Annotated in this window: 24 protein-coding genes; 9 read left to right on the top strand and 15 right to left on the bottom strand. The window is 64.8% G+C overall.

The genetic code is table 11. The annotated features are described in order from the left end of the window. Nucleotides 1-131 precede the first annotated feature (131 nt). The 6 genes from IVB23_RS24500 to IVB23_RS24475 form a co-directional block, all read right to left on the bottom strand. A complete protein-coding gene (locus tag IVB23_RS24500; protein WP_247800362.1) occupies nucleotides 132-1100 on the bottom strand; it encodes a nitronate monooxygenase family protein in 969 nt (322 codons plus the stop codon). 264 nt (nucleotides 1101-1364) lie between these two features. After that, a complete protein-coding gene (locus tag IVB23_RS24495; protein ID WP_247800361.1) occupies nucleotides 1365-2765 on the bottom strand; it encodes an aspartate ammonia-lyase in 1401 nt (466 codons plus the stop codon). Between the two features lie 30 nt (nucleotides 2766-2795). Beyond that, a complete protein-coding gene (locus IVB23_RS24490) occupies nucleotides 2796-3335 on the bottom strand; it encodes a hypothetical protein (RefSeq protein WP_197966595.1) in 540 nt (179 codons plus the stop codon). Between the two features lie 49 nt (nucleotides 3336-3384). After that, entirely contained in the window at nucleotides 3385-3966 is a 582-nt protein-coding gene (locus tag IVB23_RS24485; RefSeq protein ID WP_028179086.1) for a YqaA family protein, read from the bottom strand. A 66-nt stretch (nucleotides 3967-4032) separates the two neighbouring features. Continuing rightward, nucleotides 4033-4437: a phosphoribosyl-ATP diphosphatase gene (hisE, locus tag IVB23_RS24480; RefSeq protein WP_035671782.1), complete on the bottom strand. Its 405-nt coding sequence runs from the start codon at nucleotides 4435-4437 to the stop codon at nucleotides 4033-4035. 113 nt (nucleotides 4438-4550) lie between these two features. Next, nucleotides 4551-4919, bottom strand: coding sequence for a hypothetical protein (locus IVB23_RS24475; RefSeq protein WP_197966593.1), 369 nt, complete (start codon nucleotides 4917-4919; stop codon nucleotides 4551-4553). Between the two features lie 226 nt (nucleotides 4920-5145). Between IVB23_RS24475 and IVB23_RS24470 the strand changes: the two genes are divergently transcribed. From IVB23_RS24470 to IVB23_RS24445, 6 genes are all read left to right on the top strand, one after another. Continuing rightward, the gene (locus IVB23_RS24470; RefSeq protein WP_247800360.1) at nucleotides 5146-6192 is read left to right on the top strand and encodes an ABC transporter substrate-binding protein; all 1047 of its coding nucleotides are present in this window, start codon (nucleotides 5146-5148) and stop codon (nucleotides 6190-6192) included. 84 nt (nucleotides 6193-6276) lie between these two features. Continuing rightward, nucleotides 6277-8073: a glucan ABC transporter ATP-binding protein/ permease gene (locus IVB23_RS24465; protein ID WP_247800359.1), complete on the top strand. Its 1797-nt coding sequence runs from the start codon at nucleotides 6277-6279 to the stop codon at nucleotides 8071-8073. A 190-nt stretch (nucleotides 8074-8263) separates the two neighbouring features. After that, entirely contained in the window at nucleotides 8264-9799 is a 1536-nt protein-coding gene (locus IVB23_RS24460) for a D-alanyl-D-alanine carboxypeptidase family protein (protein ID WP_247800358.1), read from the top strand. A 191-nt stretch (nucleotides 9800-9990) separates the two neighbouring features. Further along, nucleotides 9991-11676, top strand: coding sequence for a long-chain fatty acid--CoA ligase (locus IVB23_RS24455; RefSeq protein ID WP_247800357.1), 1686 nt, complete (start codon nucleotides 9991-9993; stop codon nucleotides 11674-11676). A gap of 15 nt (nucleotides 11677-11691) precedes the next feature. Then, nucleotides 11692-12246 carry a DUF924 family protein gene (locus IVB23_RS24450; protein ID WP_247800356.1) on the top strand — a complete coding sequence of 185 codons (555 nt, stop codon included), beginning with the start codon at nucleotides 11692-11694 and terminating at the stop codon, nucleotides 12244-12246. Nucleotides 12247-12353: 107 nt separating this feature from the next. Then, nucleotides 12354-12839 (top strand): peroxiredoxin, encoded by a 486-nt coding sequence (locus tag IVB23_RS24445; protein ID WP_247800355.1) that lies wholly within the window; start codon nucleotides 12354-12356, stop codon nucleotides 12837-12839. 116 nt (nucleotides 12840-12955) lie between these two features. Here the strand turns inward: IVB23_RS24445 and rnhA are convergent, their stop codons facing one another. Genes rnhA through ispH form a run of 3 tightly spaced genes read right to left on the bottom strand, consistent with a single transcriptional unit; the run spans nucleotide 12956 to nucleotide 15375 of the window. Continuing rightward, entirely contained in the window at nucleotides 12956-13420 is a 465-nt protein-coding gene (gene rnhA, locus IVB23_RS24440) for a ribonuclease HI (protein ID WP_061881124.1), read from the bottom strand. Next, nucleotides 13417-14400, bottom strand: coding sequence for a homoserine kinase (locus IVB23_RS24435; RefSeq protein WP_061881125.1), 984 nt, complete (start codon nucleotides 14398-14400; stop codon nucleotides 13417-13419). The genes rnhA and IVB23_RS24435 overlap by 4 nt, the downstream gene beginning before the upstream one ends. A gap of 6 nt (nucleotides 14401-14406) precedes the next feature. After that, nucleotides 14407-15375 carry a 4-hydroxy-3-methylbut-2-enyl diphosphate reductase gene (gene ispH, locus IVB23_RS24430; RefSeq protein WP_061881126.1) on the bottom strand — a complete coding sequence of 323 codons (969 nt, stop codon included), beginning with the start codon at nucleotides 15373-15375 and terminating at the stop codon, nucleotides 14407-14409. A gap of 265 nt (nucleotides 15376-15640) precedes the next feature. On the opposite strand from ispH, the gene IVB23_RS24425 reads away from it, so the two are divergent. Next, on the top strand, nucleotides 15641-16336 hold the full coding sequence (locus tag IVB23_RS24425; RefSeq protein WP_247800353.1) for a cell cycle transcriptional regulator TrcR: 696 nt from the start codon (nucleotides 15641-15643) through the stop codon (nucleotides 16334-16336). Between the two features lie 311 nt (nucleotides 16337-16647). Here IVB23_RS24425 and IVB23_RS24420 read toward each other — a convergent pair whose 3' ends face one another. The 5 genes from IVB23_RS24420 to IVB23_RS24400 all read right to left on the bottom strand — a co-directional run bounded on the left by IVB23_RS24420 (nucleotide 16648) and on the right by IVB23_RS24400 (nucleotide 22636). Continuing rightward, nucleotides 16648-17394 (bottom strand): OmpW family outer membrane protein, encoded by a 747-nt coding sequence (locus IVB23_RS24420; protein WP_028180280.1) that lies wholly within the window; start codon nucleotides 17392-17394, stop codon nucleotides 16648-16650. A 192-nt stretch (nucleotides 17395-17586) separates the two neighbouring features. After that, nucleotides 17587-17856 (bottom strand): hypothetical protein, encoded by a 270-nt coding sequence (locus tag IVB23_RS24415; RefSeq protein ID WP_061881129.1) that lies wholly within the window; start codon nucleotides 17854-17856, stop codon nucleotides 17587-17589. A 232-nt stretch (nucleotides 17857-18088) separates the two neighbouring features. After that, a complete protein-coding gene (locus IVB23_RS24410) occupies nucleotides 18089-20011 on the bottom strand; it encodes a propionyl-CoA synthetase (protein ID WP_247800351.1) in 1923 nt (640 codons plus the stop codon). Between the two features lie 270 nt (nucleotides 20012-20281). Then, on the bottom strand, nucleotides 20282-21667 hold the full coding sequence (locus IVB23_RS24405; protein WP_247800350.1) for a tetratricopeptide repeat protein: 1386 nt from the start codon (nucleotides 21665-21667) through the stop codon (nucleotides 20282-20284). Between the two features lie 210 nt (nucleotides 21668-21877). Then, a complete protein-coding gene (locus tag IVB23_RS24400) occupies nucleotides 21878-22636 on the bottom strand; it encodes a tetratricopeptide repeat protein (protein WP_247800349.1) in 759 nt (252 codons plus the stop codon). Nucleotides 22637-22732: 96 nt separating this feature from the next. On the opposite strand from IVB23_RS24400, the gene IVB23_RS24395 reads away from it, so the two are divergent. After that, complete coding sequence (locus IVB23_RS24395; RefSeq protein ID WP_082822111.1) at nucleotides 22733-24310, top strand: sodium:proton antiporter; 1578 nt, start codon at nucleotides 22733-22735, stop codon at nucleotides 24308-24310. Nucleotides 24311-24578: 268 nt separating this feature from the next. Further along, nucleotides 24579-25349, top strand: a complete 771-nt coding sequence (locus tag IVB23_RS24390; RefSeq protein WP_061881133.1) for a hypothetical protein — start codon at nucleotides 24579-24581, stop codon at nucleotides 25347-25349. 190 nt (nucleotides 25350-25539) lie between these two features. On the opposite strand, the gene IVB23_RS24385 is transcribed toward IVB23_RS24390, so the two are convergent. After that, nucleotides 25540-26346 (bottom strand): glucose 1-dehydrogenase, encoded by an 807-nt coding sequence (locus IVB23_RS24385; RefSeq protein ID WP_247800348.1) that lies wholly within the window; start codon nucleotides 26344-26346, stop codon nucleotides 25540-25542. Between the last annotated feature and the right edge of the window lie 3 nt (nucleotides 26347-26349).

Below are 26349 nucleotides of genomic sequence, written 5' to 3'. Positions count from 1 at the left end.
ATCGACGTTCCCCGGACGCCACGCAGCGCGTAGCGGTGCGCTGCTGATCCGGGGTCCATGCGTTGCGGCGATGGGTCCCGGCTCTGCGCAGCAGCGTTGCACGCTGCAGCGCGTCCGGGACACGAGAGCATTCACAACGGCGGATCGATCGCTTCGTCGTACTCCTTCTTGAAACGCGCGATCAACTCGGCCGCCGGCACGACCTTGTCGATGCTGCCGATGCCTTGTCCGCTTCCCCAAATCTCCTTCCAGGCCTTCGGCTTGGCGCGCTCGCCGGAGGCGTCGGTACCGAAATTCATCTTGGAAGGATCGGAGGTCGGCAGATTCTCCGGATCCATGCCGGCGGCGAGGATGGAGGGCTTCAGATAGTTGCCGTGCACGCCGGTGAAGAGATTGGAATAAACGATATCGTCGGCGCTCGAGCCCGCGATCATTTCCTTGTACTTCTCGACCGCATTGGCCTCCTTGGTCGCGATGAAGGCCGAGCCGATATAGGCGAAGTCGGCCCCCAAGATACGTGCAGCGCGGATGGCCTGGCCGTTGCCGATCGCTCCCGACAGCGCGATCGGACCGTTGAACCACTTTCGCGTTTCGGCAACGAAAGCCAGCGGCGAGATGGTGCCGGCATGGCCGCCGGCGCCGGCCGCGACCAGGATCAGGCCGTCGGCGCCCTTCTCGATCGCCTTGTGCGCGAATTTCTGGTTGATCACGTCGTGGAAGACGATGCCGCCCCAGCCGTGCACGGCCTGGTTCAGCTCCTCGCGCGCGCCGAGCGAGGAGATGATCATCGGCACCTTGTACTTGGCACAGAGCTGCATGTCGTGGTCGAGCCGGTTGTTCGACTTGTGCACGATCTGGTTGACCGCGAACGGCGCCGACGGCTTGTCGGGATGAGCGCGGTCATAGGCCGCCAGCTCCTCGGTGATCCGCGCCAGCCATTCGTCGAGCAGCTCCGGCGGCCGCGCATTCAGCGCGGGAAACGAGCCGACCACACCCGCCTTGCACTGCGCGATCACGAGATCGGGCACCGAGATGATGAAGAGCGGCGAGCCGATCACCGGGATCGACAGGCGCCCTTTGAACAAGGCAGGCATGGACATTGCGGAACGATCCTCTTTTGGCCGGTCAATGGAAGGTTTGGCACCATACCAACAAGGCAATCTTTCCACTGTCAAGTATTGCGTTTTGGCGCCGGAGCGGAGGCGCCAGCGATACTATTCCAAGGCGCGGAATTCTCTCAGCGTCATTCCGGGGCGCGCCGAAAGGCGCGAGCCCGGAATCCATCGGGCGTCAGTACGCGCGGCGAAATGGATTCCGGGTTCGCGCTTCGCGCGCCCCGGAACGACGAGAGGAGAGACCTGCCCCTACCCGATCATATCCGGATTGATCAGCCGCTCGAACGAGAACATTTCGTCCCACTTCTCCTGCGTGAGCAATTTGCGCTCGACCACGACGATCTGGTGCAGCGACTTGCCGCTCTTGTAGCCCTCGCGCGCGATCTCGGCGCATTGCTTGTAGCCGAGCAGCGGCTTCAGCACCGTGACGATACCGAGAGAGTTCAGCACCATGTTGCGTGTGTGCTCCTCGTTGGCGGTGATTCCGACCACGCAGTGCTCGCGCAAGCTGTTGACCGCGCGCTCCATGGTGCGGATCGAGAAGAACAGCGCGAACGAGATCACCGGCTCCATCACGTTGAGCTGGAGCTGGCCGGCGGAAGCCGCGAGCGTCACCGTGGTGTCGAGCCCGATGACCAGGAAGCTGGTCTGGTTGACGACCTCGGGGATAACAGGATTGACCTTGCCGGGCATGATCGAGGAGCCCGGCTGCAGCTGCGGCAGGTTGATCTCGTTGAAGCCGGCGCGCGGGCCCGAGGCGAGCAGGCGGATGTCGTTGCAGATTTTCGTCAGCTTGCTCGCCGTGCGCTTCAGCACGCCCGAGAGCTGCACATAGGCGCCGGTGTCGGAGGTCGCCTCGACGAGATCGCCGGCAAGCACGAAGTCGACGCCGGTCAGGGCGCTCAAGTGCCGCACGGCAAGCTTGGGATAGCCGACCGCGGCCGTGACGGAAGTGCCGATTGCGGTGGCGCCGAGATTGATCTCGCGCAGCAGCGCGCGCGCTTCCGAGATGCGCTCGACCTCCTCGCCGATGGTGGTGCCCCAGCCGCGGAATTCGGCCCCGAGCGACATCGGCACCGCGTCCTGGAGATGCGTGCGGCCCATCTTCAGCACCCGGTCGAATTCGCGCCCCTTGGTGAAGAAGGCCTCCTGGAGCTGTCGCAGCGCCGTCATGTAGCTCTCGAGCCGCAGGATCAGCGCCAGCCGAAAGGCGGTCGGATAGGTATCGTTGGTCGACTGGCCGTAATTGACGTGATCGTTGGGACTGACGTGCTGGTAGTCGCCCTTGGCAAAGCCGAGCGCTTCCAGTGCGAGGTTCGCGATCACCTCGTTGGCGTTCATGTTGGTGGAGGTGCCGGCGCCGCCCTGGATGAAGTCGGTGACGAACTGATCCATCATGTCACCGGCGATGACGCGGTCGCAGCCGAGGATGATGGCGTCCGCGACCTTGGCGTCGATCGCACCGAGATCGCGATTGGCCATCGCGGCAGCCTTCTTGACGTAACCGAGCGCCTTCACGAAGTAAGGCTCCTGGCTCATCGGAATGCCGGTGATGTGGAAGTTCTCCTTCCCGCGGATGGTCTGGACGCCGTAATAGATGTCGTCGGCGATTTCACGCTGCCCGAGGAAGTCCTGCTCCGTCCTGCTCATGGGCACTCCTTGTTGCTCGCGCGATGTCCTTTAGTTCTGGCACAGCGCACTGGTCACGAACGTATCGGTGCGGCAGTCATCCGGTTTGCGTTGCCTGCCCGGAATGAGAACCTTGGCCGAGCATTTCTCCGCGGAGTCGGCGTTCAGGCTCTTGCCTTCCTTGTAGCCCTTGCCCTGGCAAAGCTGGTCGGCGGCCTGCTTGCAGTCGGGGGCGCCGTTCGACGAGATGGGGCAGACCACGCGCCCTGATACCATGGTCGAGGGCGTGGCCAGCCGCGACAGGTCGTTCATGGTCTCGCTCGGGCTTTTGATCGGCGGCAGGATCGAGGGCAGCTTGTCGAACAGCTTGCCCATTTCATTGATCAGCCCGGGATTTTCCTCGCGCGGCGGCGCTGCGGAAGAGGCCGGCGTCGAGGGCGACGGCGCGGCCTGGCCCCCCTGCTGCTGGAGGCCGAGTGATGGCGGTGCAGATTGCGTCCAGCCGATGCCGCCGCCACTGAGCAGGAGCAGCAGCGCCGCTGACATCAGCGTCCCGAGCCGCACCGCCGGATTGCCGGATCGAACCATCATGGCGGCAACCGTAGCCGAAGCCGGCCCTGCGGCAAAGCCGCCACAGCACCTAGATCAACTTGACCGCCACCACGAAGCCGAGCACCAGCACGATGGCACCGAGCGCGACCCACAATCCGAGATGCCGCTCGATCCTGACCCGGATCCAGTCGCCGTAGCGGTTGAGCAGGATCGCGACGACGAAGAAGCGTCCGCCACGCGCGATAATCGAGCAGAGGATGAACAGGATGATGTTGTAGCCGGCAAAGCCCGAGGTGATGGTGACGAGCTTGTAGGGGATCGGCGTCAGCCCCTTGAGCAGGATGATCACCGCGCCCCATTCCGCATAGGAGGCGCGGAAGGCGTCGACCTTGTCGCCGAGGCCGTAGACCTGGATCAGCCATTGGCCGACCGAGTCGAACAGCAGCGCTCCGATGGCGTAGCCGACGATGCCGCCAAGCACCGAGGTCGCGGTGCAGACCGCCGCATAGAGCCAGGCGCGCTGCGGGCGCGCCAGTGACATCGGAATCAGCATCACATCCGGCGGGACCGGAAAGAACGAGCTTTCGGCGAAGGAGACGACACCCATGATCCAGAGCGCGTAGGGCTTGTGGGCGGCGTCGATGCACCAGTCGTAAATACGTTTCAGCATGGCGCCGCGATGAAGCACCATGGGACGGATTTGTCCATGCCGAGATTGAGGCGAATTATGACGTTTCTAGTGGCGCTTGCGCGCGGCACGGCCCTCAAGCGCGACAATTGGCCGCCTGGCCGCAACGCGAGGTGACGCGACTTTGGGCAGTTTCATCGGCGATTTCGGCAGCTTCTCGGCAATGCCGAGCATGTCTTCACGCCGCGTCATCTCCCGCCAGACGTCCTCGGGGCGTACCCCGGCCGAGGCCCACAGCACGGTGAGATTGTAGAGCAGATCGGCACTTTCCCGGATCACGGCCTCGCTATCGCCGTTGACCGCATCGATGACGACTTCGATGGCCTCTTCGGCCAGCTTCTTCGCCATTTTGGAAGGGCCGCGCTGAAACAGCCGGGCCGTGCGCGATGTTGCCGGATCAAGATCTCTGGCCGCGAGCACAGCCAGATATAGCCGCTCAAGCGAATCACTCATGGTACTCAAACTACTCTAAACCAATGGCGAGCGCGTTAACGCGCGACAATAAAAGCAGAAAACGGGCCGGCGCAAGCGCGACGGCCCGTCATGGTCAACCCATGGATGCCGAACTAGTAGCAGTTCTGATAGTAGCCCTGGCCGCAGAACTCGGACGGAGCCGTGCCGCCATAGCGCTGATACTGGTAGTTCGGGCCCGGACCGTAATAGGGTCCGTAGGCCGGAGCGCTGTAGTAGACCGGACCGCCGTAATAGCCGTAGCCCGGACCGTAGTCATAGGCGTAGGCGTTGCGGCTGGCGGCGATGGCGAGACCCGTGCCGATGGCGGCGAAGGCCGCAGCTGCGGCCGCGCCGCCTCCACCGCCATGCCAGTGGCGGCCGCCCGCATATGAAGCGGTCGGGGCCATCGTGGTCAGCGCCAGCACCGCGGTAGTGGCAAGAACGGCCTTTCGGCCCGCAAATTTGGAGACTCGCTCGAACATGTCTTGGCCCTCCTTTGGGACCTGGAATGGACGCCTGCGGACAGGCTCATGCCTCTCAAAACCCGCATAACCTAAGTTAGGTTCCCCAAGCCCAATGCAAGCTGAACGGGGTTGCGTAACGATGCCGCAACGCCGCTCATCCTGCGTTCATGTTGGCGCGCGCACGGTCGCGGGCCGCGCGCTGCAAGCGTCACGAAACCATTACAATGCGGGACCGGCGCAACCGATGTCAGGATTCAAGACGACCGCACTTCACTGCCTTCTGGCTCTCTCGATCTTGCTTGCGACGCTGTTTGCACGCGATGTCAGCGCGACCGAGACCAACGCGCCCGTTGCGATCCACTTCACCTTCGACCGCCCGCCGGACGCAAGCATGGCGCCGCTTTTCCTCGCGGCGAAGGACGGCAGGTTCGGCGCCGAGCGTCTCAACGTGGCCTTCAACAGCGCAATCGGATCGCCGGAGGCGCTCGCACGCGTCGCCAGGGGCGACAGCGAGCTTGCGCTCGTCGACATCAACGAGCTGATCCGCTTTCGTGACAAGGACGACGCGGTGCCGATCAAGGCCGTGTTCGTGCTGTTCAACCGCGCGCCCTACGCGATCGTCGCGCGCAAGAGCCGCGGGATCCAGCTGCTGACAGATCTCGACCGCAAGGCCGTCGGCGTTGCCGACAGCGATCTGTCGATCCGGCTGTGGCCGGCGCTGGCGCGGCAGAACGGAATCGATCCATCGCGCGTCAAATTGCACAAGATCAGCGCGGCGGTGCGCGAGCCGATCCTCTCCGCGGGCCAAGTCGATGCGGTCGCCGGCTTCGGCTATCTCACGGCGGTGAACCTGCGCGACCGCGGCGTGCCCGACGCCGATCTCGTCGTGCTGCGCTACGCGGACTACGGCTGCGAAGCCTACGGCTTTGCCGTGGTGGTCAATCCCGCCTTTGCCGCAGCAAAGCCGGACGCCGTGAAGGGCTTCGTCCGCGCCCTGATGGCCGGCATCACCGCGACCGTCAGGGAGCCGGGACGAGCGGCGGAGGAGGCGGCAAGCCGCATCGACGGTGGCGACCGCAGCCTGGAGCTCGAGCGCCTGCGCACCGTGCTCGCCGACAACATCCTGACGGACGAAGTCAGGCGCAACGGCCTCGGCGGCGTCGACCTGGCACGCTTCGATCGTTCGATCGGCCAGATCGCGCAGGACTTCAAATTCCGCAAGCTGCCCACGGCGGGTGATATCTTCGACGACCGGTTCCTGCCACCGGTTGCCGGGCGGCTGATCAACTGAGCAAAACTGACAGCTTCCGCTATATCTCCCGCACGATCCCTGCTTAGAATGCGGGCTCCGTTACTCGCCCGAGTTCGTCGCCGCATGTCCATCCTCCGCCTCTACACCCGCGTTCTCGAGCTGCTCGGCAAGGAAGCGCGGCTGGGCTGGCTGCTTGCGGTCGCCAATCTACTGCTCGCGGCCTCGCAATTCGCCGAGCCTGTGCTGTTCGGGCGTATCGTCGACGTGCTCTCGGGCAAGACGGTAGCCGGGTCGAACTCGGCCTGGCCGTTCCTGGCTGCCTGGGTTGCGTTCGGGCTCTTCACCATCGCGTGCAGCGCGCTGGTGGCCCTGCAGGCCGACCGGCTCTCTCACCGCCAGCGTCAGGCGGTGCTGACGAGCTATTTCGAGCACATCCTGCAACTGCCGTTGACCTTCCATTCCGGCACCCATTCCGGCCGGCTGATGAAGGTGATGCTCAACGGCACGGACGCGCTGTGGCGGCTCTGGCTCGGCTTCTTCCGCGAGCATTTTGCCGCGATCCTCTCGGTCGTGGCGCTGCTGCCGCTGTCGCTCTACCTGAACTGGCGGCTGGCGATTCTGCTGTTCGTGCTCTGCATCGTCTTCACCGCGCTGACCACCTTCGTGGTGCGCAAGACCTTCGGCATGCAGATGGCGGTCGAGGAGCACTACAGCGAGCTCTCCGCGCGCGCCTCCGACGCACTCGGCAATGTCGCGCTGGTGCAGAGTTTCGTGCGCGTCGAATCCGAGGTGAAAGGGCTGCGCTCCGTCGCCGACGAGCTGCTGGCCGCGCAAATGCCGGTGCTGTCGTGGTGGGCGCTGGTCACGGTGATCACACGCGCCTCCACAACCATCACGGTGCTCGCGATCTTCACTTTCGGCATCGCCCTGCACGACCAGGGGCTCACCTCGGTCGGCGACATCGTGATGTTCGTGAGCTTCGCAACGATGCTGATCCAGAAGCTCGAGCAAGTCGTGAGCTTCATCAACAACGTGTTCATGGAAGCCCCGCGTCTGCGCGAGTTCTTCAATGTGCTCGACGCCGTGCCCGCGGTGCACGACCGGCCCGATGCAATCGATGCCGGCCGGCTGTCGGGCCTCGTCGAGTTCAACGACGTCACGTTCTCCTATGACGGCAAGCGGCCGGCGATCGAGGACCTCACCTTCACGGCGCTGCCTGGGCAGACCATTGCGCTGGTCGGCCCGACCGGCGCCGGCAAGTCGACCGCGATTGCGCTTTTGCATCGTGCCTTCGATCCGCAATCCGGCGTCATCAAGATCGACGGCATGGACCTGCGCGGCGTCACGCTGACCTCGCTGCGGCGAAACATCGGCGTGGTGTTCCAGGAAGCGCTGCTGTTCAACCGCTCGATCGCCGACAATTTGCGCGTCGGCAAGCCGGACGCGACCGAGGCCGAGATGCGCAAGGCGGCGGAGCGCGCGCAGGCGCTCGCGTTCATCGAGCGCAGCGGCGGCTTCGAGACCAATGCCGGCGAGCGCGGCCGCATGCTCTCGGGCGGCGAGCGCCAACGCCTGTCCATCGCGCGTGCGCTGCTGAAGGATCCGCCGATCCTGATCCTGGACGAAGCCACCAGCGCGCTCGACGCCGTCACCGAGGCCAAGGTAAATGCCGCTCTCGACGAAGTGATGAAGGGCCGAACCACCTTCGTGATCGCCCACCGTCTGTCGACCATCCGCAACGCCACGCGGATCCTGGTGTTCGAGAATGGGCGCGTGATCGAAAGCGGAACTTTCGATGAACTCGTGGCCAAAGGCGGCCATTTCGCCGAGCTCGCCAAGGCCCAGTTCATGGTTCAGGAGACCGCGCGGGCCAGCGTGACGGCGGCCGAGACTGCCGCGACGGCCGCCAAATCCCCATAGCAAGTCCCCACAGCGCCGTCGAAATTCGGCCTATTTCATTGCGGAATACCGCGCCGATCCCCCTATTCTCGACGCACGAGCCGGTATAGGTTTGCGACGCCGCAAGCGGCGGCGCTGGATTTCAGGAACCGACCATCAGATCACGAGAGCCGACCGTATCAGGCGGATCTCCAAGGACCGGAATCGGATAGTGCACGCCCTTCGCCCGCTGCTTCGCAAATCACTGTTCAACCTGTTCGCTGCGAGCCTCGCATGCGCCGCATTGCTCGCGCCGCGCGCGGCCAGCGCCGAAGCGCTGCTGCTGATCGAGGCCGACAGCGGCAAGGTGCTGCAGGCGGACAACGCGACCATTCCCTGGTATCCGGCCTCCGTCACCAAGATCATGACCGCCTATGTCACGCTGAAGGCGGTAAAGGACGGCAGGCTGACGCTCGACACGCTGCTCACAGTGTCGCCGACGGCGGCCTCGCAGTCGCCCTCGAAGATGGGCTTCCGCCCTGGGACGCAGCTCACCGTCGACAACGCGCTGAAGATGATGATGGTCAAGTCGGCGAACGACATGGCCGTTGTGCTCGCCGAAGGCGTCGGCGGCTCGATCGACGGCTTCTCCGCGATCATGAACGACACGGCGAAGAAGCTCGGCATGACGCAGACGAGCTACGTCAATCCGAACGGCCTGCCCGCCGACGGCCAGATCACGTCCGCTCGCGATCTCGGAATCCTGGCGCGCGCCTTCCTGCGCGACCTGCCGGAATACGAGTACTTCGTGCACATCCCGGCGATCCGCTTCGGCAAACGCATCACCGGCAATTTCAACAAGCTGATCGGCCGCTATCCCGGCGCCGACGGTTTCAAGACCGGCTTCATCTGCGCCTCCGGGTACAACCTGGTGGCCTCGGCGACGCGCAACGGCCGCCGGCTGATCGCAGTGGTGCTCGGCGCCAGTTCCGGCACCGCGCGCGCGGTGAAGGCGGCGCAGCTGCTCGAGCGCGGCTTCGCTCAGGACAATCTCACCTGGCTCCGCCCCTCGCTCGGCACCGTCGACAATCTCGTGCCGGTCGACGCCTCGCCGCCGAACCTGCGCGACGAGATGTGCGGGCCCCACCGCAAGCGGCCGGCCAGTGACGACGACGATGCGTTGATTGCGGCCAATGGCGGTGCGACCGGATCGGCCTCGGCCACCGGTGGAGAAGCCCAGGTCACCTTCTTCACGGCGGGCCTGCAGCCGCCCCTGATGATGAAGGCTTCCGAGCTGATGGCCTCGGCCCCGGCGGCGGCCGAACCCGTGCTGGTCTATACCGGCCCGACCCGCACCGGCACCGCCCTGATCGCGGCGGTCGCGGCCGATGCCGACCAGCAGGCCGCGTCCAAGCCGCGTGGCAAGAAGTCGCGCGTCGCCAAGAAGCCTGACGCCGCCGACAAGCCCAAGGATGGGCAAAAGGATGGACACAAGGACGCAGGCAAGGACACCAAGACGGCGGCGGTGAAGCCGGATGCCAAGTCCGAAGCCAAGTCTGAAGCCAAATCCAGCGCCAAGGGGGACGCCAAGACCGACGCCAAGACCGCAGCCAAGCCGGCCGGGTCCAAGCATGCCGCGACCAAGCATGATGCGGCAGCGAAGCCCGCCGAGAAGCCTGCGGCAGGCGGTGATCAGGCGGCCAAGCCCGCCAAGCCCAAGGCCGCGACCAAGCCCGCCGCTGCCGCCAAGCCGGCGAACAACAGTTAACGTTCCTCGGGCCTAAACCGCAGCCCGCGTTTCGCACCCGCGGCAGGGCGATTTGCGACGATTCCAGTAGCTACGCCCGGACCTTTGCCCTAAGCCACGACGGCTTGCCACCAGTTCCGGCAGGCTGGATACTGGCGGCAATGCGGCAAGCCCGTGACACAACGGGCTCTGGTCAATGAGGGGAGTTTTCCATGGAGCGCATCTGGCTCAAGCAATATCCGCCCGGCGTGCCCGCCGATATCGAGCCGACACAATACGCATCGCTGGTCGACCTTCTGGAGGAGAGCTTCACCAAGTTCGCCGACCGCAAGGCGTTCATCTGCATGGACAAGTCGATCAGCTATCGCGACCTCGACCAGATGTCGGTCGCGCTCGCCGCTTACTTGCAGGGCCGCGGGCTCCAGCGCGGCGCCCGTGTTGCGATCATGATGCCGAACGTACTGCAGTACCCCGTCGCGACCGCCGCCGTGCTGCGCGCCGGATACGCGGTCGTGAACGTCAACCCGCTTTACACCCCGCGCGAGCTCGAGCACCAGCTCAAGGATTCCGGCGCCGAAGCCATCATCGTGCTGGAGAACTTTGCCCACACGGTCGAGCAGGTGATCGCGAAGACGCAGGTGAAGCACGTCATCGTCGCCAGCATGGGCGACCTGCTCGGCTTCAAGGGAATCATCGTCAATCTCGTCGTCCGCCGGGTCAAGAAGATGGTACCGGCCTGGTCGCTGCCGGGGGCGGTGGCCTTCAACGACGCGCTCTCGGCCGGCCGCGGCATGACGTTCAACAAGCCGAAAATCTCGCCGGGCGACGTCGCGTTCCTGCAATATACCGGCGGCACCACCGGTGTCTCCAAGGGTGCGACGCTGCTCCATCGCAACATTGTCGCCAACGTCCTGCAGAACGACGCCTGGCTGCAGCCGGCGCTCGCCGCGCCGCCGCATGTCGACCAGCTCATGATCGTCTGCGCGCTGCCGCTCTATCACATCTTCGCGCTGACGGCCTGCTACCTGCTCGCGGTGCGCGCCGGCGGCTGCAACCTGCTGATCCCGAACCCGCGCGACATACCCGGCTTCAACAAGGAGCTGGCGAAATACCAGGTCAACACCTTCCCGGCGGTGAACACGCTCTACAACGCCTTGATGAACCATCCCGACTTCAAGAAGCTCGACTTCTCCAAGCTGAAGATCTCCAACGGCGGCGGCATGGCGGTGCAGCGCCCCGTGGCCGATCAATGGAAGAACATCACGGGCTGCAGCATCGCCGAGGGCTACGGCCTGTCGGAGACGTCGCCTGTCCTGACCTGCAATCCGCCGACGGCGACCGAGTTCACCGGCTCGATCGGCATTCCCGTGCCGTCGACTTACATCTCGATCCGAGACGACGACGGCAACGAGGTCCCGCTCGGCCAGGCGGGCGAGATCTGCGCCAAGGGCCCGCAGGTCATGTCGGGCTACTGGAACCGTCCCGAAGAGACCGCCAAGGTGATGACCGCGGACGGCTATTTCCGCACCGGCGATATCGGCGTGATGGACGAGAAGGGCTATATCAAGATCGTCGACCGCAAGAAGGACATGATCCTGGTCTCCGGCTTCAACGTCTACCCGAACGAGATCGAGGAAGTCATCGCGAGCCATCCGGGCGTGCTCGAATGCGCCGTGATCGGCATCCCCGATTCCAAGTCCGGCGAGGCAGTGAAGGCCTTCGTCGTGAGGAAAGACCCGAACCTCACCGCCGAGGCCGTGATCGCGTTCTGTCACGAGCAGCTGACCGGCTACAAGGTGCCCAAGCACATCGAATTCCGCACCGACCTGCCGAAGACCAATGTCGGCAAGATCCTGCGCCGGCAGCTCCGCGACGAGAAGAAGGCGGAGGCGGCGTAACGCGCGCCTCCGTTCATGACTGACGCCCGCGACATCACGCCATCAGGCGTTCTCGCCTTCTGGCGAGAGGCCGGGCGCGAACGGTGGTACGAGCGCAGCGACGCTTTCGATGCGGAGATAAGACGCCGCTTTCTCTCGCTGTGGCAGAGAGCGGCCGTTGGCGAGCTGGCATCATGGGAGGCGAGCGACGACGGCGCGCTCGCGCTCGTCATCGTGCTCGACCAGTTTCCCCGCAACATGTTCCGTGGCACGCGGCAAGCCTTTGCCAGCGACGCGCTGGCGCGCGACGTCGCCCGCCGTGCCATCGATCGGGGCGTTGATCGCAGGATCGACCCCATCCTGCTCGAATTCCTCTATTTGCCCTTCATGCATTCCGAGCACCTGCCCGACCAATTGCACTGCATCGCGCTGTTTCAGAACACCGACAATACCGAAAACCAGAAATACGCGCGGGATCACGCCGACATCATCCAGCGGTTCGGCCGCTTCCCCCACCGCAACCGCATCCTCGGCCGCGACACCACCGAGGAAGAGCAGGCCTTCCTCGACGGCGGCGGATTTGCGGACTGATGACATCACGGTGAAAGCCACAGGCCCTGCCGCTTTCCCCGCCGGCAATATTGTGCAGGCCGGCCGCCCGGTCTAAAAAGCGGGACCGATTTTCAGGGAGACTGACGATGGCGATCCAGATTGGCGACAAGCTGCCCGAGGCGAAATTCCGCGTGATGACGGCGGAAGGCCCGCAGGTGAAGACCACCGACGACATCTTCAAGGGCAAGAAGGTGGCGCTGTTCGCGGTACCCGGCGCCTATACCGGCACCTGCCACAAGATGCATCTGCCGAGCATCTTCCTCAACGCCTATGCCATCAAGGACAAGGGCGTCGACACCATCGCTATCATCTCCGTCAATGACGCCTTCGTCATGAACGTCTGGAAGCGCGACACCGACCAGCGCGACGAGGCCGTCTTCCTCGCCGATGGCAATGCCGACTTCACCAAGGCGATCGGCATGGAGCTGGACGCCTCCGCCAACGGCCTCGGCATCCGCTCCAAGCGCTATTCGATGCTGATCGAGGACGGCGTGGTCAAGAAGCTGAACCTCGAGGCGATGCCCGGCAAGGTCGAGGTCTCCGGCGGCGATACGCTGCTCGGGCAGCTGTAAGAATGATGTCATTCCGGGGCGCCGCAGGCGAACCCGGAATCTCGAGATTCTCAGGTGCGCAACTGCGCACCTGAGTTCGGTGCTTTGCACCGCCCCGGAATGACGAAACAAAAACCCTACTCCCTCACCCGCTGCTGCAAGCGCGCCATCGCGACGCCCTCGCGCGCGAGCTGATCGGCGCGCTCGTTCTCGGGGTGGCCGGCGTGGCCCTTGACCCAGTGCCAGCGGACCTCATGCTGCTTCAGCGCGGCATCCAGGCGCTGCCATAGCTCGACATTCTTCACCGGCTTCTTGTCGGCGGTGCGCCAGCCGTTGCGCTTCCAGCCGAAGATCCAGCCGGTGATGCCCTGCCGGACATACTGGCTGTCGGTGTAGAGATCGACCGTGCACGGCCTCTTCAGCGCTTCGAGCGCCGAGATCGCCGCCATCAATTCCATCTGGTTGTTGGTGGTGTGCGGCTGGCCGCCGTTCAGCTCCTTTTCCTTGTCGCCGAACTTCAGGATCGCGCCCCAGCCGCCCGGCCCGGGATTTCCCGAGCAGGCGCCGTCGGTATAGATCGTGACGTTGGGGAGCTCGCTCACGCCACCAGCCCAGACGGCGTCAGCCCATAGTCCCGCGCACTCGTCACGCTCTGGTGGAAGCGCAGCTTGCGGAAATATTCCAGGGGATCCTTCGGCCTGACCAGCGCGCCCGGCGGCACGTTGAGCCAATCGACCAGCCGCGTCAGCAGGAAGCGGATCGCGGCGCCGCGCGCCAGCAGCGGCAGCGCCGCCTCTTCGGTCTCGGAGAGCTTGCGCACCCGGCCATAGGCGTTGAGAAAAGCGCGCGCCTTGGTGACGTTGAAGGAGTGATCCGGCTCGAAGCACCAGGCGTTGAGGCAGATCGCGACGTCATAGGCCAGCATGTCGTTGCAGGCGAAGGTGAAGTCGATGATGCCCGAGAGCTTGTCGCCGAGGAAGAAGACGTTGTCGTTGAAGAGGTCCGCGTGGATCACGCCCTCCGGCAGATTGGTCGGCCAGACGCCGCTCGAGAGATAATCGAGCTCGGCTGCAAGAAAATCGCGCAAGCCCGGCTGCACCTCGTCGGCGCGGCCTGAAGCCGCGTCGAACAACGGCCGCCAGCCGGAAACCGATAGCGCATTGGTGCGCTTGATCGCAAAGTTCGCGCCCGCCAGATGCAGTTTCGCCAGCCCGTCGCCGACCCCGGCGCAATGCGTCGCGTTCGGCTTGCGCGGCCAGACGCCTTCGAGAAAGGTGATGATCGCCGCGGGCCGGCCTGCCAGCTCGCGCAGCGCCTCGCCATCTTTCGCCTTCACGGGCAGCGGACAATTGACGCCGTGCTCGGCCAGATGCGTCATCAGTGCGAGGAAGAACGGCAGATCGTTCTTCGCCACGCGCTTCTCGTAGAGCGTGAGAATGAACGAGCCCTTGCTGGTGTGCAGCAGGAAGTTGGAATTCTCGACACCCTCGGCGATGCCCTTATAGGAGAGCAATTCGCCGAGATCGTATTGTTTCAGGAAATCCGCAAGCTCGTCGGCGGCAACGTCGGTGTAGACCGCCATAGAGGTCTACTCGGCGGCAGCTTCGGGGCGCACCTGACGCGGCAGCGGGAAGAACTCGTTCTCCTCCGCGGCCGAGACCGTCTCCACATGCAGCGTGTAGCGCTCGGCGAAGGCGTCCATGATCTCCTCGACGATCACTTCCGGCGCAGAGGCGCCCGCCGTGATGCCGAGACTGGCGATGTTGCCGAACCTGGTCCAGTCGATGTCGGTGGCGCGCTGCGCCAGCACCGCGATCTTGCAGCCCTCGCGCTCGGCAACCTCGCGCAGGCGCTGCGAGTTCGACGAATTCGGCGCACCGACCACGATCAGGGCGTCCACCACCGGCGCCACCTTCTTCACCGCGAGCTGGCGGTTGGTGGTGGCGTAGCAGATGTCTTCCTTGTGCGGACCGTTGATGTTCGGGAAGCGCTCCTTGAGCAGCGCCACGATCTCCGCGGTGTCGTCGATCGACAGCGTGGTCTGGGTCACGAAGGCGAGGTTGTTGGGGTCCTTCGGCGTGATCGTCTTGGCGTCCTCGGCGGTCTCGATCAGGGTTACGGCACCGGGCGGAAGCTGGCCGAGCGTGCCGACCACCTCGGGATGGTGGGAGTGGCCGATCAGAAAGATCTCGCGGCCGCGCTTGAAATGAATCGCGGCCTCGCGGTGGACCTTGGTCACCAGCGGGCAGGTCGCATCCAGCGAGAACAGATTGCGGGACTGGGCGTCGGCCGGAACCGACTTCGGCACGCCGTGCGCCGAGAACACCACCGGAGCGGTGGTGTTTTCCGGGATTTCAGCGAGCTCCTCGACGAAGATGGCGCCCTTCTTCTTCAACCCGTCGACGACGTACTTATTGTGCACAATCTCGTGGCGAACATAGACCGGGGCGCCGTACTTATCGAGCGCTCGTTCCACGGTGTCGATCGCCCGAACCACGCCGGCACAAAAGCCGCGGGGAGAACAAAGCACGATCTTGAGGTCTGGTTTGGCTGACATTGAGCGATCTCGGGACCGAATCGCCCGTTTCGCCTTCTGGCGGGGGCGGTCGATGGATTGAACAGGGGCTTAAAACGGTCGGCTTGAACCCTACAGCGGTTCAAAGGGAATTGGGCCCCCTTTCGGGCGGTGTCAAGGCACTATCTATAGCAGAACCATTGCGTGGCTGCCCCCTCCCGGCTTATATAGCGCGAATTCCCTGTCATCGCTGATGACCACCGGTTTCGCCTCCAGAGGGGTGGGCGAAGCACAAAGGAGATTTGCCATGAGCAACGCACCTCTGATGCCCAAGGCGACCGCCGTCTGGCTGCTCGACAACACCGCGCTGACCTTCGACCAGGTCGCCGATTTCACCAAGATGCACCCCCTCGAGGTCCGCGCGATCGCCGACGGCGACGCCGCCCAGGGCATCAAGGGCATGGATCCGCTCTCCAACGGCCAGCTGACGCGCGAGGAGATCGAGAAGGGTGAGAAGAACCCGGATTACCGGCTCCGCCTGCAGGAGAGCAAGGTCGTGCTGCCGCCGCAGCCCAAGCGCAAGGGACCGCGTTACACCCCTGTCTCGCGCCGCCACGAGCGTCCGAGCGCCATCCTCTGGCTGCTGCGCAGCCATCCGGAACTCAAGGACGCCCAGATCATGCGGCTGGTCGGCACCACCAAGAGCACCATTGCCAGCGTGCGCGACCGCACCCACTGGAACACGTCCCAGCTCACCCCGATCGACCCCGTCACCCTCGGCCTCTGCTCGCAGATCGAACTCGATTTTGAGGTGCAGCGCGCTGCCAAGGAAAAGCCGATCGACGCAACCTATGGCGGCGCGACCCTGCTGCCGGCCTCCGAGACCACCCGCAAGGACGAGTACGAGCCTACAGAAAAGTCCAGCGACGATCTCAATGTCGACGCCGTGTTCGCCAAGCTGAAGACGCTCGGCGGCAAGAAGCACGAAGACGAGGAGGAGTAAGGCCTCTCCCTCTTCGTTTGCGATCGACCACAATGCAAAACGCGGCGGGAGAACCCGCCGCGTTTTTGTTTTTTGAAGACAGCTGAACGAGTACGACGCATGTCGCCGCAAGCACACTGCGTCCCCTCCCCCCTTGCGGGGGAGGGTTAGGGAGAGGGGTACCCTACGGGGACTCCGTCCATCATCTCGAAACGTCTCGCGCGACTCTCATACACCGTTTGCTGGGCCACCCCTCTCCCCCGCCCTCCCCCGCAAGGGGGGAGGGAGCGCAGGGTCAGCTGCGGCCACAGCTCGTCTCCAAGCGAGCGTCCTCAGAACTTGTACGTCACACCCGCGCCGACCAGCCACGGATCGATATGCGCTGTGCCGGTGACCGGCAGGCCGGAGACAGTCGCCGAGTAGTTCGGACGCAGCCAGAGCTTCTTGACGTCGACGTTGAGACCCCAGTGCCGGTCGATCATGTAGTCGAAGCCGAACTGGACGGCGCCGCCCCAGGCGTTGCTGACGTGCAGGTTGGTGGTCGTGGCGACGATCGCGGGCGGACCGGCGATTGCGGCCGGCGCATTCGCGGCGGAGTTGTTGAAGAACACCGTGTAGTTCACGCCGGCGCCGATATAGGGCTTGAACGCACCGAAATTGTCGAAGTGATATTGCAGCGTCAGCGTCGGCGGCAGCAGCGTGGTCTTGCCGATCGGCAGGTTTGCCAGCGAGCCGGTGCCGCTGATCGAGTGCCTGGTCACGCCGAGGATCAGCTCGGCCGCGATGTTCTTGGTGAAGAAATAGCTGATGTCGAGCTCGGGAACGACCTGATCGCTGATCGAGAGGCCGGAATTCGGCGACGAGAGCGAGGGCACCCCCGCCACGTTCACGCTGCTGCCGCCGCCATCGGGCAGCACGCCGAGCGCGCGCAGGCGGATCATCCATGGATTGAACGCCTCAACCGGCGGCGGCGCCTTCTTGTAGACCGGCAAATCGGCAGCCTGCGCCGAGGCAAAGGTGCCCACGAGCATCGCGCCAATCGTGGCGAGCCGCGCCAGGTTTCTCGTCGTTCTGTGCATTTCAATCCCCTTCAGCCATCTCTCGCGCATCGTTGCGCGACATCAGCGTCAGAGCAGAAAGGGGATGGTGAAGGATTTGATGCCGATCAAATCAGGACAAGCGCGCCACGATTTGGTCGAGGCGTTGCAGATGTGTCACGAAAAGCACGAATGCACGGCGCGTGGAGCGGCACCATAATGCCGCGCCTCACATCACGGCCGCTCGGGATTGTTCAGCATGTACTCGCCGAGATCGCGCTGGCGGCGGTCGGCGCGGGCGATGGCGGCATTGCGCTGGACGTCACGGTCCTTGCGGCAGGCCACGTATTCCGGCGAGCCCTGCGCATAGCCCCGGCTCTGGCAGACCGCGTCGTCATCGTCGCCGCCCATGGCCACCGGCGTCTGGTAGCGCGCGGAGCAGGCGGAAAGAGCGATGGCGAGAGTTGCGGCTGCAAGCAGGCGCGACGTGACGGCGAGTGGCATGCGAGGTTCCCTGTCGGCCGCCCTGTTTAGCGTGGAATGCGGAGATTGTAAGTCCCCGAACGCCGTTCCCGCACCCACTGTCATTCCCCGCGCAGGCGGGGAATCCAGTACGCCGCGGCGGTCATTGGCTCACACAACTGCCGCGGAATACTGGATCACCCGCTTTCTGCGGGTGATGCCAGTGGAGGACGTTGAAGCAACCGCCCTTCCCGCCCCGGAATGGCGCTTCGCGTCACACCCTTCCCTTCAGCGCCTCCCCGATCTCCTCGAGCGCCTTGGGGTCCTCAATGGTCGCCGGCATGGTCCAGGATTCGCCGTCGGCGATTTTCTTGATGGTGCCGCGCAGGATCTTTCCGGAACGTGTCTTGGGCAGGCGGCCGACGGTGATGGCGAGCTTGAAGGCGGCGACCGGGCCGAGCTTGTCGCGCACCAATGCGATGATCTCCTTCTCGATCTCGGCGGGCGGGCGCTTCACGCCGGCCTTGAGCACCAGGAAGCCGCAGGGCACCTCGCCCTTGATCGCGTCCTTGACGCCGAGCACGGCGCATTCGGCGACGTCGGGATGCGAGGCCAAAATCTCCTCCATGCCGCCTGTGGAAAGCCGATGGCCGGCGACGTTGATGATGTCGTCGGTGCGGCCCATGACGAAGACATAGCCGTCCTCGTCCTTGTAGCCGGCATCAGAGGTTTTGTAATAGCCGGGGAATTCGCTGAGGTAGGCTTCCTTGAAGCGCTCGTCCTGATTCCACAGCGTCGGCAGACAGCCCGGCGGCATCGGCAGCTTGATGACGATCGAGCCCATGGTGTTGGCGCCGACCGGCTTTGCCGCTTCATCGACGACGTCGACCTGGTAGCCCGGCATCGGCACCGTCGGCGAGCCGTGCTTCACGGGTAGCATGCCGAGCCCGATCGGATTGCCGGCGATGCACCAGCCGGTCTCGGTCTGCCACCAATGGTCGATCACCGGCACCTTCAGCTGCTGCTCAGCCCACTCCACCGTCGGCGGATCGGCGCGCTCGCCGGCGAGGAACAGCGTGCGGAATTTGGAGAGGTCGTACTGCCGGATGAATTTTCCCTCCGGATCGTCCTTGCGGATGGCGCGGAATGCGGTCGGAGCGGTAAAGAAGGCCACCGCCTTGTGCTCGGAGATCACGCGCCAGAACGCGCCGGCATCGGGCGTGCCGACGGGCTTGCCCTCGTACATGATCGTGGTCGCGCCATGAAACAGCGGTCCGTAGACGATGTAGCTGTGGCCGACCACCCAGCCGATGTCGGAGCCGCACCACCAGACCTCGCCCGGCTTGACGCCATAGAGGTTGAACATCGACCATTTCACCGCGACGAGATGCCCGCCATTGTCGCGCACGACGCCCTTCGGCACGCCGGTCGTGCCCGAGGTGTAGAGGATGTAGAGCGGATCGGTGGCGGCGACAGGCACGCAAGGAGCGCTCTTGCCGTCGTTCAGCGCCTTGCGGCGCAGGCTGGCCCAGTCATAGTCGCGGCTTGGCGTCATCTCGCAGGTGAGCTGCGGACGCTGCAGCACGATGCAGGCTTTCGGCTTGCTGCCGGCGAGCCTGATCGCCTCGTCGAGCAGCGGCTTGTAGTGCACGATACGGCCGGGCTCGATGCCGCAGCTCGCGGACAGGATCAGCTTCGGCTGCGCGTCGTCGATGCGGGTGGCGAGCTCTTTCGCCGCAAAGCCCCCGAACACGACCGAGTGCACCGCGCCGATGCGCGCGCAGGCCAGCATCGCGACCACCGCTTCCGGCACCATCGGCATGTAAAGGATGACACGGTCGCCCTTGGCGACCCCGAAGTCCTGCATGACGGCGGCGAGCGCCTGGACCTCGCTCAGCAGTTCGGCATAGGTGAGTTTGGTGACCGAATTGGTCAGCGGCGAATCATGGATCAGCGCGACCTGGTCGGCACGGCCGCGTTCGACATGGCGGTCGAGCGCGTTGTAGCAGCTGTTGACGACGCCGCCGGCGAACCATCGGCCGTAGGTTCCTTGCGAGGGATCGAAGATCCTGGTCGGAGGCTCGATCCAGTCGATCTCCTTCGCCGCCTCGGCCCAGAAGCCGGCGGGATCGGCCAGCGAGCGCGCATGGACCTCATGATAACGACTTTTGCCGTCGGCGTTTCCTTGGACGTTCATTCCCGCGCTCCCGTGCCTTTATTCGCCTGCCCTTGACCCTTGTGGCAGGACAGGCGCCCCGCCATGACCAGGATCAATTGCCGGCCTTGTTGTGAAGCTATTTTCGCGGGAACGGGCCGCGGTTCAAGCTCAAAAGGATGGGCCTTTCGGGGAAGACACAACTACCGCCGCGCGGGCGGTGCGCCCCCTCGCCCCGCTTGCGGCGGCAGGGGTCTCCGGAAGGACGGTGGCGGTTGGACTCGAGGAGAGACGACGAGGGCGGAACGCTTCTCAGCTCTCCATCGCGTTCAGCTTCTGCAACCGCTCCTGCATGATCTTCTTCAGATCATAGTCGGGGCGGCGGAAGCTGGTGTTGCGGGTGGCGAGGAAATCGCGCTGGGTCCTGCGCAATTCGCCGGCCGAGTGCTTGTTCACCAGCTTCAGCACGCGTTCGTAGGCCTCGGCGATCTGGCGGTCGAGCACGCCGAGCTGCGGATCGGCACAGATCACCTTCTCGACCTCGCGCTTCGCCGTCGCGCAATCGAACGACGGGCCGTTGCCGGAAGCCGCATTCAGCGGACGCAGCGGGTCGGCACCGAACTTCGCGATCTCGGCGGTCATGGCGCGGCGGCCGTTGGCTGCATTCTCGTTGCCGGGATCAAGCTTCAGCGCCGTCTCGTAATCCGCCAGCGCCTTCTTGCGTTCGCCCATCTTCTTGTAGAGCACGGCGCGGTTGTTGTAGGTCTTCGCAAAATTCGGATCGAGCTCGATCGCGGCATCATAGTCGCTCAGCGCCGCCCCGAGCTCGCCCTTGAACTGGTAGGAATCGCCGCGGTTGGTCAGGAAGTTGGCGCGCCGCTCACGCCGGATCGCTTCGTCGTAATCGGCGATGGCCTTGTCGTACTCGCCCATCGCGGCATAGGCAAGGCCGCGATTGTCGTAATATTCCGGCTGTTTCGGGTCGAGCCTGATGGCCTCGGTGTTGTCGGCGACCGATTTGTCGTTCTGGCCGAGCTTCTTCCAGGCCGCGCCGCGGTTGGTGTAGGTGCGAGGCCGGTTGGGGTCGAGCCGCAGCGCCTCGTCGAAATTCCTGATCGCCTTCTCGTTGTCGCCGCCAAGATAATAGGCCACGCCGCGGTCGGACCAGGCCTGCGCATCGTCCGGCTTCAGCTTGATCGCCTGGTCGTAATCGGCGAGCGCGCGGTCGAGCCGGCGCTGATTGGTGTAGACCACGCCGCGCGACCCGTAAGCCTCCGCATCCTTCGGATCGAGCTCGATCGCCCTGGTCAAATCCGCCGCAGCGCGACTGAGATCGCCGCCGGCCTCGCGCAGGAGGTCGCCGCGCAGGCGCCAGGCCTTTGCGTTCCTGCCGTCGAGCGCGATAGCGCGGTCCAGATCGCGCAGCGCCTGCGATTGCCCGCCAAGGGTTCGCGCATGGGCTTCGGCGCGGACAACGAGGGCCGCGCTGCGATCGGAGGCCGGATTTGCAGTCTTGTCGATGATCGCGCTGCACGCCGGAATCAACTCTGCCGGGGCAGCCTTGCTGCCCAGCACGCACTCGGTGCTCGCCGCGGCTGGGGAAGCGAGAACAAGGCTGATCGCCGCGCTGAGGAAAAAGGCGCGAAGCGAGCTTTTGGCGGGAGAAGGCGCTTGCGCGGAGGCTTGAGTGCCGCACATGACATTGGGCTCCGTGACGTCGGGTTCTCACCGTTGTCGCGGCTGGCAAGGGATGGGTTCAAATCGGGTCCGTCCGCGCCGTCATGGCCGGGCTTGTCCCTGCCATCGACGGCTTAACCGCGGCTCACAGACCGCGGAGGCCCACGCCTTCAGCGGCCCCGCAGGTGGGACAAGCCCGCGCATGACGGCTCCTCGTGAGCCGAAGGCCCGTCAATATCCGTCGACCCTGTTCAGCCGTTGCAACCGCTCTTGCATCGCCTTTTTGAGATCATAGCCCGGCCGACCGAAGCCGGCATTTCGGCGCGAGATGAATTCATCCTGCTCGCGCTGGAGTGCCTTTGCTTCATCCGCATTGCGCGCCGCGCGGATCACGCGCGCGTTCGCTGCAAAAATCTCCCGGTCGAGATCGGCAAGCTCGCGATTGCCGCAGATCGCCCTTTCCACCGCGCGGCGCGCTCGCGCGCAATTGAAGCTGGGCTTGCCGGCGACCGCCATCTGCGCGCCGATCCGCTCGAGCTCGCGCGCCATCGCCTTGTGATTGGCCCTGGCCTTCGCATGGTTCGGATCGATCTTGAGTGCTGCGCCGAAATCCTGCACCGCCTTGGGCTTGTCGCCCTTCTTCAGCCAGAGCTCGCCGCGTGCGTTGAAGACATCCGCAAGGCCCGGATCGAGCTCAAGAGCACGGCTATCGTCGGCGATAGCACGATCGACCTGGTCGTGCCTCGCCATCAGTGCGCCGCGCGCGATCAGCACCTTGACCAGGTCCTCCTTCGCCGTCTTCTCATCGTCGATCACGGCGGCGCAGGCGGTGGCCGCCTTGTCCACGTCGTCGGCCGCGGTCGCCGCAAGGCAGAGCTCGACATCGACCTGCGTCACAGCAACCGACTCGCCGCCGGTCGCAGCATCGGCCGGGGCGAGCGAGAGTGCATAGAGCAGCCCGGCGCCGAACAGGTGAATGAAAGAACGCATGCTCGTTGCTGTCGGAGGGACTTGTCTCAGGATCTTGTCTAAAGGTCTTGCCTTGACGCTGCACTATCCATCATACGGCCGGATTGGTGCTAGCTTGTGGCGCCGCTCAGGTCGGTCTCGGGGATCATCGTGTCGACATTCGAATGGATCATCGCGCTTCTGCTCGGCGCTGTTGCCTTATCGGCGCTGGCGCGGCGGATCAAGGTCCCCTACCCGACCTTTCTCGCCATCGGTGGCGCTCTGATCGCCTTCGTTCCGTCCAGCCCGTCCTGGGCGCTGGAGCCGGACCTGGCGTTGGCTCTTTTTGTCGCACCGGTCCTGCTCGATGCCGCCTTCGACACCTCGCTGCGCGATCTGCGCAACAACTGGGTTCCGGTCTCGACCCTGGTGGTCGCGGCGGTCGGCCTGACCACGGCCGCCGTGGCCTATGTCGCGCACCGGCTGATGCCCGACATGCCCTGGGCCGCCGCGGTCGCGCTCGGCGCGATCGTGGCGCCGCCGGATGCGGCCGCTGCCGTCGCGATCCTGAGCCAGGTGAAGCTGCCTCATCGCATGGTGAAGGTGCTGGAGGGCGAGAGCCTGCTCAACGACGCCAGCGCGCTGCTGATCTATCGCATCGCCGTCGGCGCGGTCGCCACCGAGCATCTAACCTGGAGCGAGGTCGCGCCGACCATGGCGCTGGGCCTGGTCGGTAGCGTCGTGGCCGGCCTGCTGGCGGCCCGCATCATCCTGCCCATCATGGAGCGCGTGACGGAGGCCCCGAGCGCCATCATCGTGCAGTTCGCCACCACCTTCATGATCTGGATCGCCGCCGAGCATCTCGGCCTCTCCGGCATCCTCACCATCGTGGTCTATGCCATCGCGATCGCGCGCACGGCGCCGGCACGCATGCCGGCGCGGCTGCGGGTGCCGTCCTATGCGGTCTGGGAGACGATGGTGTTCGTGCTCAACGTGCTCGCCTTCATGCTGATCGGCATGCAGATGCGGCCGATCTGGACGCGGCTGGACGCGGACGTGCGCTGGGAATATTGCGTGGCCGCCGGCTGGATCCTGCTCACCGTGGTACTGGTGCGGCTGTTCTGGGTGACGTTCTACCGCGCCACGTTGCGCGCACTGGTCGCGCGCGGGTTCTACCATCCGAAGGATCCGAAGCAGGTCGCCTCGGCGAAGGGCGGACTCATCATCTCCTGGTGCGGCATGCGCGGCCTCGTGACGCTGGCCGCCGCCTTTGCCCTGCCCGAGAACTTTCCCTATCGCGACTTCATCGTCTTCATTGCGTTTGCCGTCGTGCTGGGTTCGCTGGTGATCCAGGGTCTGACGCTGCGGCCGCTGATCCTCGCCTTCGACCTCGATGACGATGATCCGGTCGGCGTCGAGGTCGCGCGCGGGCGCGCGGTCGCCTATCGCGCGGCGCTCGATGCGATCGAGAGCGATCCGTCGGAGGAAGCGGAAATCCTGCGGCTCGAGTATCGCGCCATCCTGATGCAGGCCGAGACCGACCCGAACGGCGGCATCGCCAATGGCGAATTGCCCGCCGATCCTCTTCGCCGCCGCGCCATCGAGGCCGCGCGCAAAGCGATCTTCGACCTCCGCACCACCGAGGTGATCGGCGACGACGCGTTTCATCGGCTGGAGGAAGAGCTCGATCGCGCAGAATTGAGCGCGGGGGGATGACGCAACTCCGCGATACAAACTCGGTGTCGTCCCGGACAAGCGAAGCGCCAGACAACGCGCAGCGTTGACTGGAGCGGAGTGCAGATCCGGGATCCATAGCCACAGGGAGGGGTTTGACGAAGACTCGGAGTGACCAGCCTGCCCCAAGCGTGACCCGGTGATTATGAGTCCCGGATCGGCGCGCGCTTAAGGCGCGCTTGTCCGGGACGACAGCGGAGGGTGAATAGCCGAGTTTGAACCAAAGGCCACCTTCCCAGACACACTCCTGATGACGACCCTGATCGACGACCGTCGTGTGCGCGCGCGTGAGGCGTCGCCTGCACGATATTTTTATTTCCACATGGCCCTGGCCTGCGCGGCCACCGCCTTTCTCGGCTTCGCACCGACCTATTGGGTGCCGCTCGCGCAACGGACATTGTCGGCAAGCCCCGTGATTCACTTTCACGGACTCTTGTTCTTCACCTGGTCGCTCTATTTCGTGCTCCAGACCTGGCTCGCGGCCTCGGGCCGTGTGGTCAATCACCGCTCGCTCGGCATCGCCGGCGTATCGCTCGCGACCGCGATGACGATCTTCGGCTTCCTCGCTTCGGTGCACGTGATGCAGCATTCCGCCGCGCTCGGGCAGAAGGAAGCCGGCATCGGCTTCTCGATCGTGCCGATGAGCGGAATCGCGTTCTTCGCCGTGGTGTTCGTGCTGGCGATCATGAACACGCGCAGACCGGAGGTCCACAAGCGCCTCATGCTGCTGGCGGCGGTCTCGATCCTCGATGCAGCGATTGCGCGCTGGTTCCTGACCTTCCTCGCGCCATCAGGACCGCCCGGTCCGCCGCCGGTGCCCGTGACGATCGCACCGGCTGTCGTCGCTTCCCTACTGCTCGTCGTCGCCATGGTGCGCGACTGGCGCACCGAAGGCCGCGTGCATCCGGTCTACATCTACGGCACGCTCGCGCTATTGGCGGTGAAGGTGCTGAACTGGCCGGTCAGCGAGACGGCGGCATGGCACGCCTTCGCCGGCGGCATCCTGGCGCTGGCGCAGTAGCTCGGTGTCGTCCCGGACAAGCGCAGCGAAGCGGAGCGCCGATCCGGGACCCATAACCACAGGCAGATGTGGTTACGATGACTCGGAGTTATTGTTTGACAAAACAACTCCACCCTGTGGCTATGGGTTCCGGATCTGCGCGCGCTTGAGGCGCGCGTGTCCGGGACGACAACGGAGTATGAGGCGAAGCCTACGCCCCCGCCTTGCACGTGATCCCGCCGTCGACCACGAGCTCGATTCCCGTCACATATTTCGACTCGTCCGAGGCCAGGAACAGCGCGGCGTTGGCGACGTCGAAGGCATCGCCCATGTGGCCCATCGGCACCTGCGCATCGCGCGCGCGCCACATCGCCTCGACGTCGCCCTTGGCGTAGCTGGCGGCAAGCCCCGCTGAATGTTCGACCATCGGCGTCTTCATCAAGCCGGGCAGGATCGCGTTCACCCGCACATGATGCCGTGCGAACTCGACCGCCGTGGTGCGCGTCATCATGTTCATCGCCGCCTTCGAGGTGCCGTAGGTGACGTAGGAGATACCCATGTGGCGGATCGAGGCGATCGAGGAGATGTTGATGATCGACCCGCCGCCCTGCTTCAGCATGACGGGGATGACGTGCTTCATGGCGAGATAGGCGCTCTTGAGGTTGACGCTGAAGACGCGGTCCCAGCTGTCCTCACTCACCTCGACCACGCTGCCCATCTCGGCGATGCCGACATTGTTGTCGAGCACGTCGATGCGGCCATGGGCCTTCACACAGGCCGCGACCATCGCCTCGATCTCACTTGCGCGCGACACGTCGGCCGTGAACGCCGTCGCCTTGCCGCCTTCCTCGGTGATGATCTTCGCGGTCTCCTCGGCCGCGGCACCATTGCGATCGACGCAGAACACCTGCGCGCCCTCACGCGCGAACGTCACCGCAGTCGCCTTGCCATTGCCCCAGCCGGGGCCGATCGAGCCGGCGCCCACCACCATCGCAACCTTGCCCTTGAGCCGATCCATCGT

It is taken from the genome of Bradyrhizobium sp. 191 (genome assembly GCF_023100985.1).
Taxonomy (GTDB): Bacteria; Pseudomonadota; Alphaproteobacteria; order Rhizobiales; family Xanthobacteraceae; genus Bradyrhizobium; species Bradyrhizobium diversitatis.
Note: the sequence above shows the minus strand (reverse complement) of the source record. Positions and strands in the feature narration are given on the sequence as shown.

What these genes read in the sequence shown, in the direction of transcription:
- IVB23_RS24500 (WP_247800362.1), bottom strand. Translation starts at nt 1,100, where the DNA reads ATGTCCATGCCTGCCTTGTTCAAAGGGCGCCTGTCGATCCCGGTGATC.
- IVB23_RS24495 (WP_247800361.1), bottom strand. Translation starts at nt 2,765, where the DNA reads ATGAGCAGGACGGAGCAGGACTTCCTCGGGCAGCGTGAAATCGCCGAC.
- IVB23_RS24490 (WP_197966595.1), bottom strand. Translation starts at nt 3,335, where the DNA reads ATGATGGTTCGATCCGGCAATCCGGCGGTGCGGCTCGGGACGCTGATG.
- IVB23_RS24485 (WP_028179086.1), bottom strand. Translation starts at nt 3,966, where the DNA reads ATGCTGAAACGTATTTACGACTGGTGCATCGACGCCGCCCACAAGCCC.
- hisE (WP_035671782.1), bottom strand. Translation starts at nt 4,437, where the DNA reads ATGAGTGATTCGCTTGAGCGGCTATATCTGGCTGTGCTCGCGGCCAGA.
- IVB23_RS24475 (WP_197966593.1), bottom strand. Translation starts at nt 4,919, where the DNA reads ATGTTCGAGCGAGTCTCCAAATTTGCGGGCCGAAAGGCCGTTCTTGCC.
- IVB23_RS24470 (WP_247800360.1), top strand. Translation starts at nt 5,146, where the DNA reads ATGTCAGGATTCAAGACGACCGCACTTCACTGCCTTCTGGCTCTCTCG.
- IVB23_RS24465 (WP_247800359.1), top strand. Translation starts at nt 6,277, where the DNA reads ATGTCCATCCTCCGCCTCTACACCCGCGTTCTCGAGCTGCTCGGCAAG.
- IVB23_RS24455 (WP_247800357.1), top strand. Translation starts at nt 9,991, where the DNA reads ATGGAGCGCATCTGGCTCAAGCAATATCCGCCCGGCGTGCCCGCCGAT.
- IVB23_RS24450 (WP_247800356.1), top strand. Translation starts at nt 11,692, where the DNA reads ATGACTGACGCCCGCGACATCACGCCATCAGGCGTTCTCGCCTTCTGG.
- IVB23_RS24445 (WP_247800355.1), top strand. Translation starts at nt 12,354, where the DNA reads ATGGCGATCCAGATTGGCGACAAGCTGCCCGAGGCGAAATTCCGCGTG.
- IVB23_RS24435 (WP_061881125.1), bottom strand. Translation starts at nt 14,400, where the DNA reads ATGGCGGTCTACACCGACGTTGCCGCCGACGAGCTTGCGGATTTCCTG.
- ispH (WP_061881126.1), bottom strand. Translation starts at nt 15,375, where the DNA reads ATGTCAGCCAAACCAGACCTCAAGATCGTGCTTTGTTCTCCCCGCGGC.
- IVB23_RS24425 (WP_247800353.1), top strand. Translation starts at nt 15,641, where the DNA reads ATGAGCAACGCACCTCTGATGCCCAAGGCGACCGCCGTCTGGCTGCTC.
- IVB23_RS24420 (WP_028180280.1), bottom strand. Translation starts at nt 17,394, where the DNA reads ATGCACAGAACGACGAGAAACCTGGCGCGGCTCGCCACGATTGGCGCG.
- IVB23_RS24415 (WP_061881129.1), bottom strand. Translation starts at nt 17,856, where the DNA reads ATGCCACTCGCCGTCACGTCGCGCCTGCTTGCAGCCGCAACTCTCGCC.
- IVB23_RS24410 (WP_247800351.1), bottom strand. Translation starts at nt 20,011, where the DNA reads ATGAACGTCCAAGGAAACGCCGACGGCAAAAGTCGTTATCATGAGGTC.
- IVB23_RS24405 (WP_247800350.1), bottom strand. Translation starts at nt 21,667, where the DNA reads ATGTGCGGCACTCAAGCCTCCGCGCAAGCGCCTTCTCCCGCCAAAAGC.
- IVB23_RS24400 (WP_247800349.1), bottom strand. Translation starts at nt 22,636, where the DNA reads ATGCGTTCTTTCATTCACCTGTTCGGCGCCGGGCTGCTCTATGCACTC.
- IVB23_RS24390 (WP_061881133.1), top strand. Translation starts at nt 24,579, where the DNA reads ATGACGACCCTGATCGACGACCGTCGTGTGCGCGCGCGTGAGGCGTCG.
- IVB23_RS24385 (WP_247800348.1), bottom strand. Translation starts at nt 26,346, where the DNA reads ATGGATCGGCTCAAGGGCAAGGTTGCGATGGTGGTGGGCGCCGGCTCG.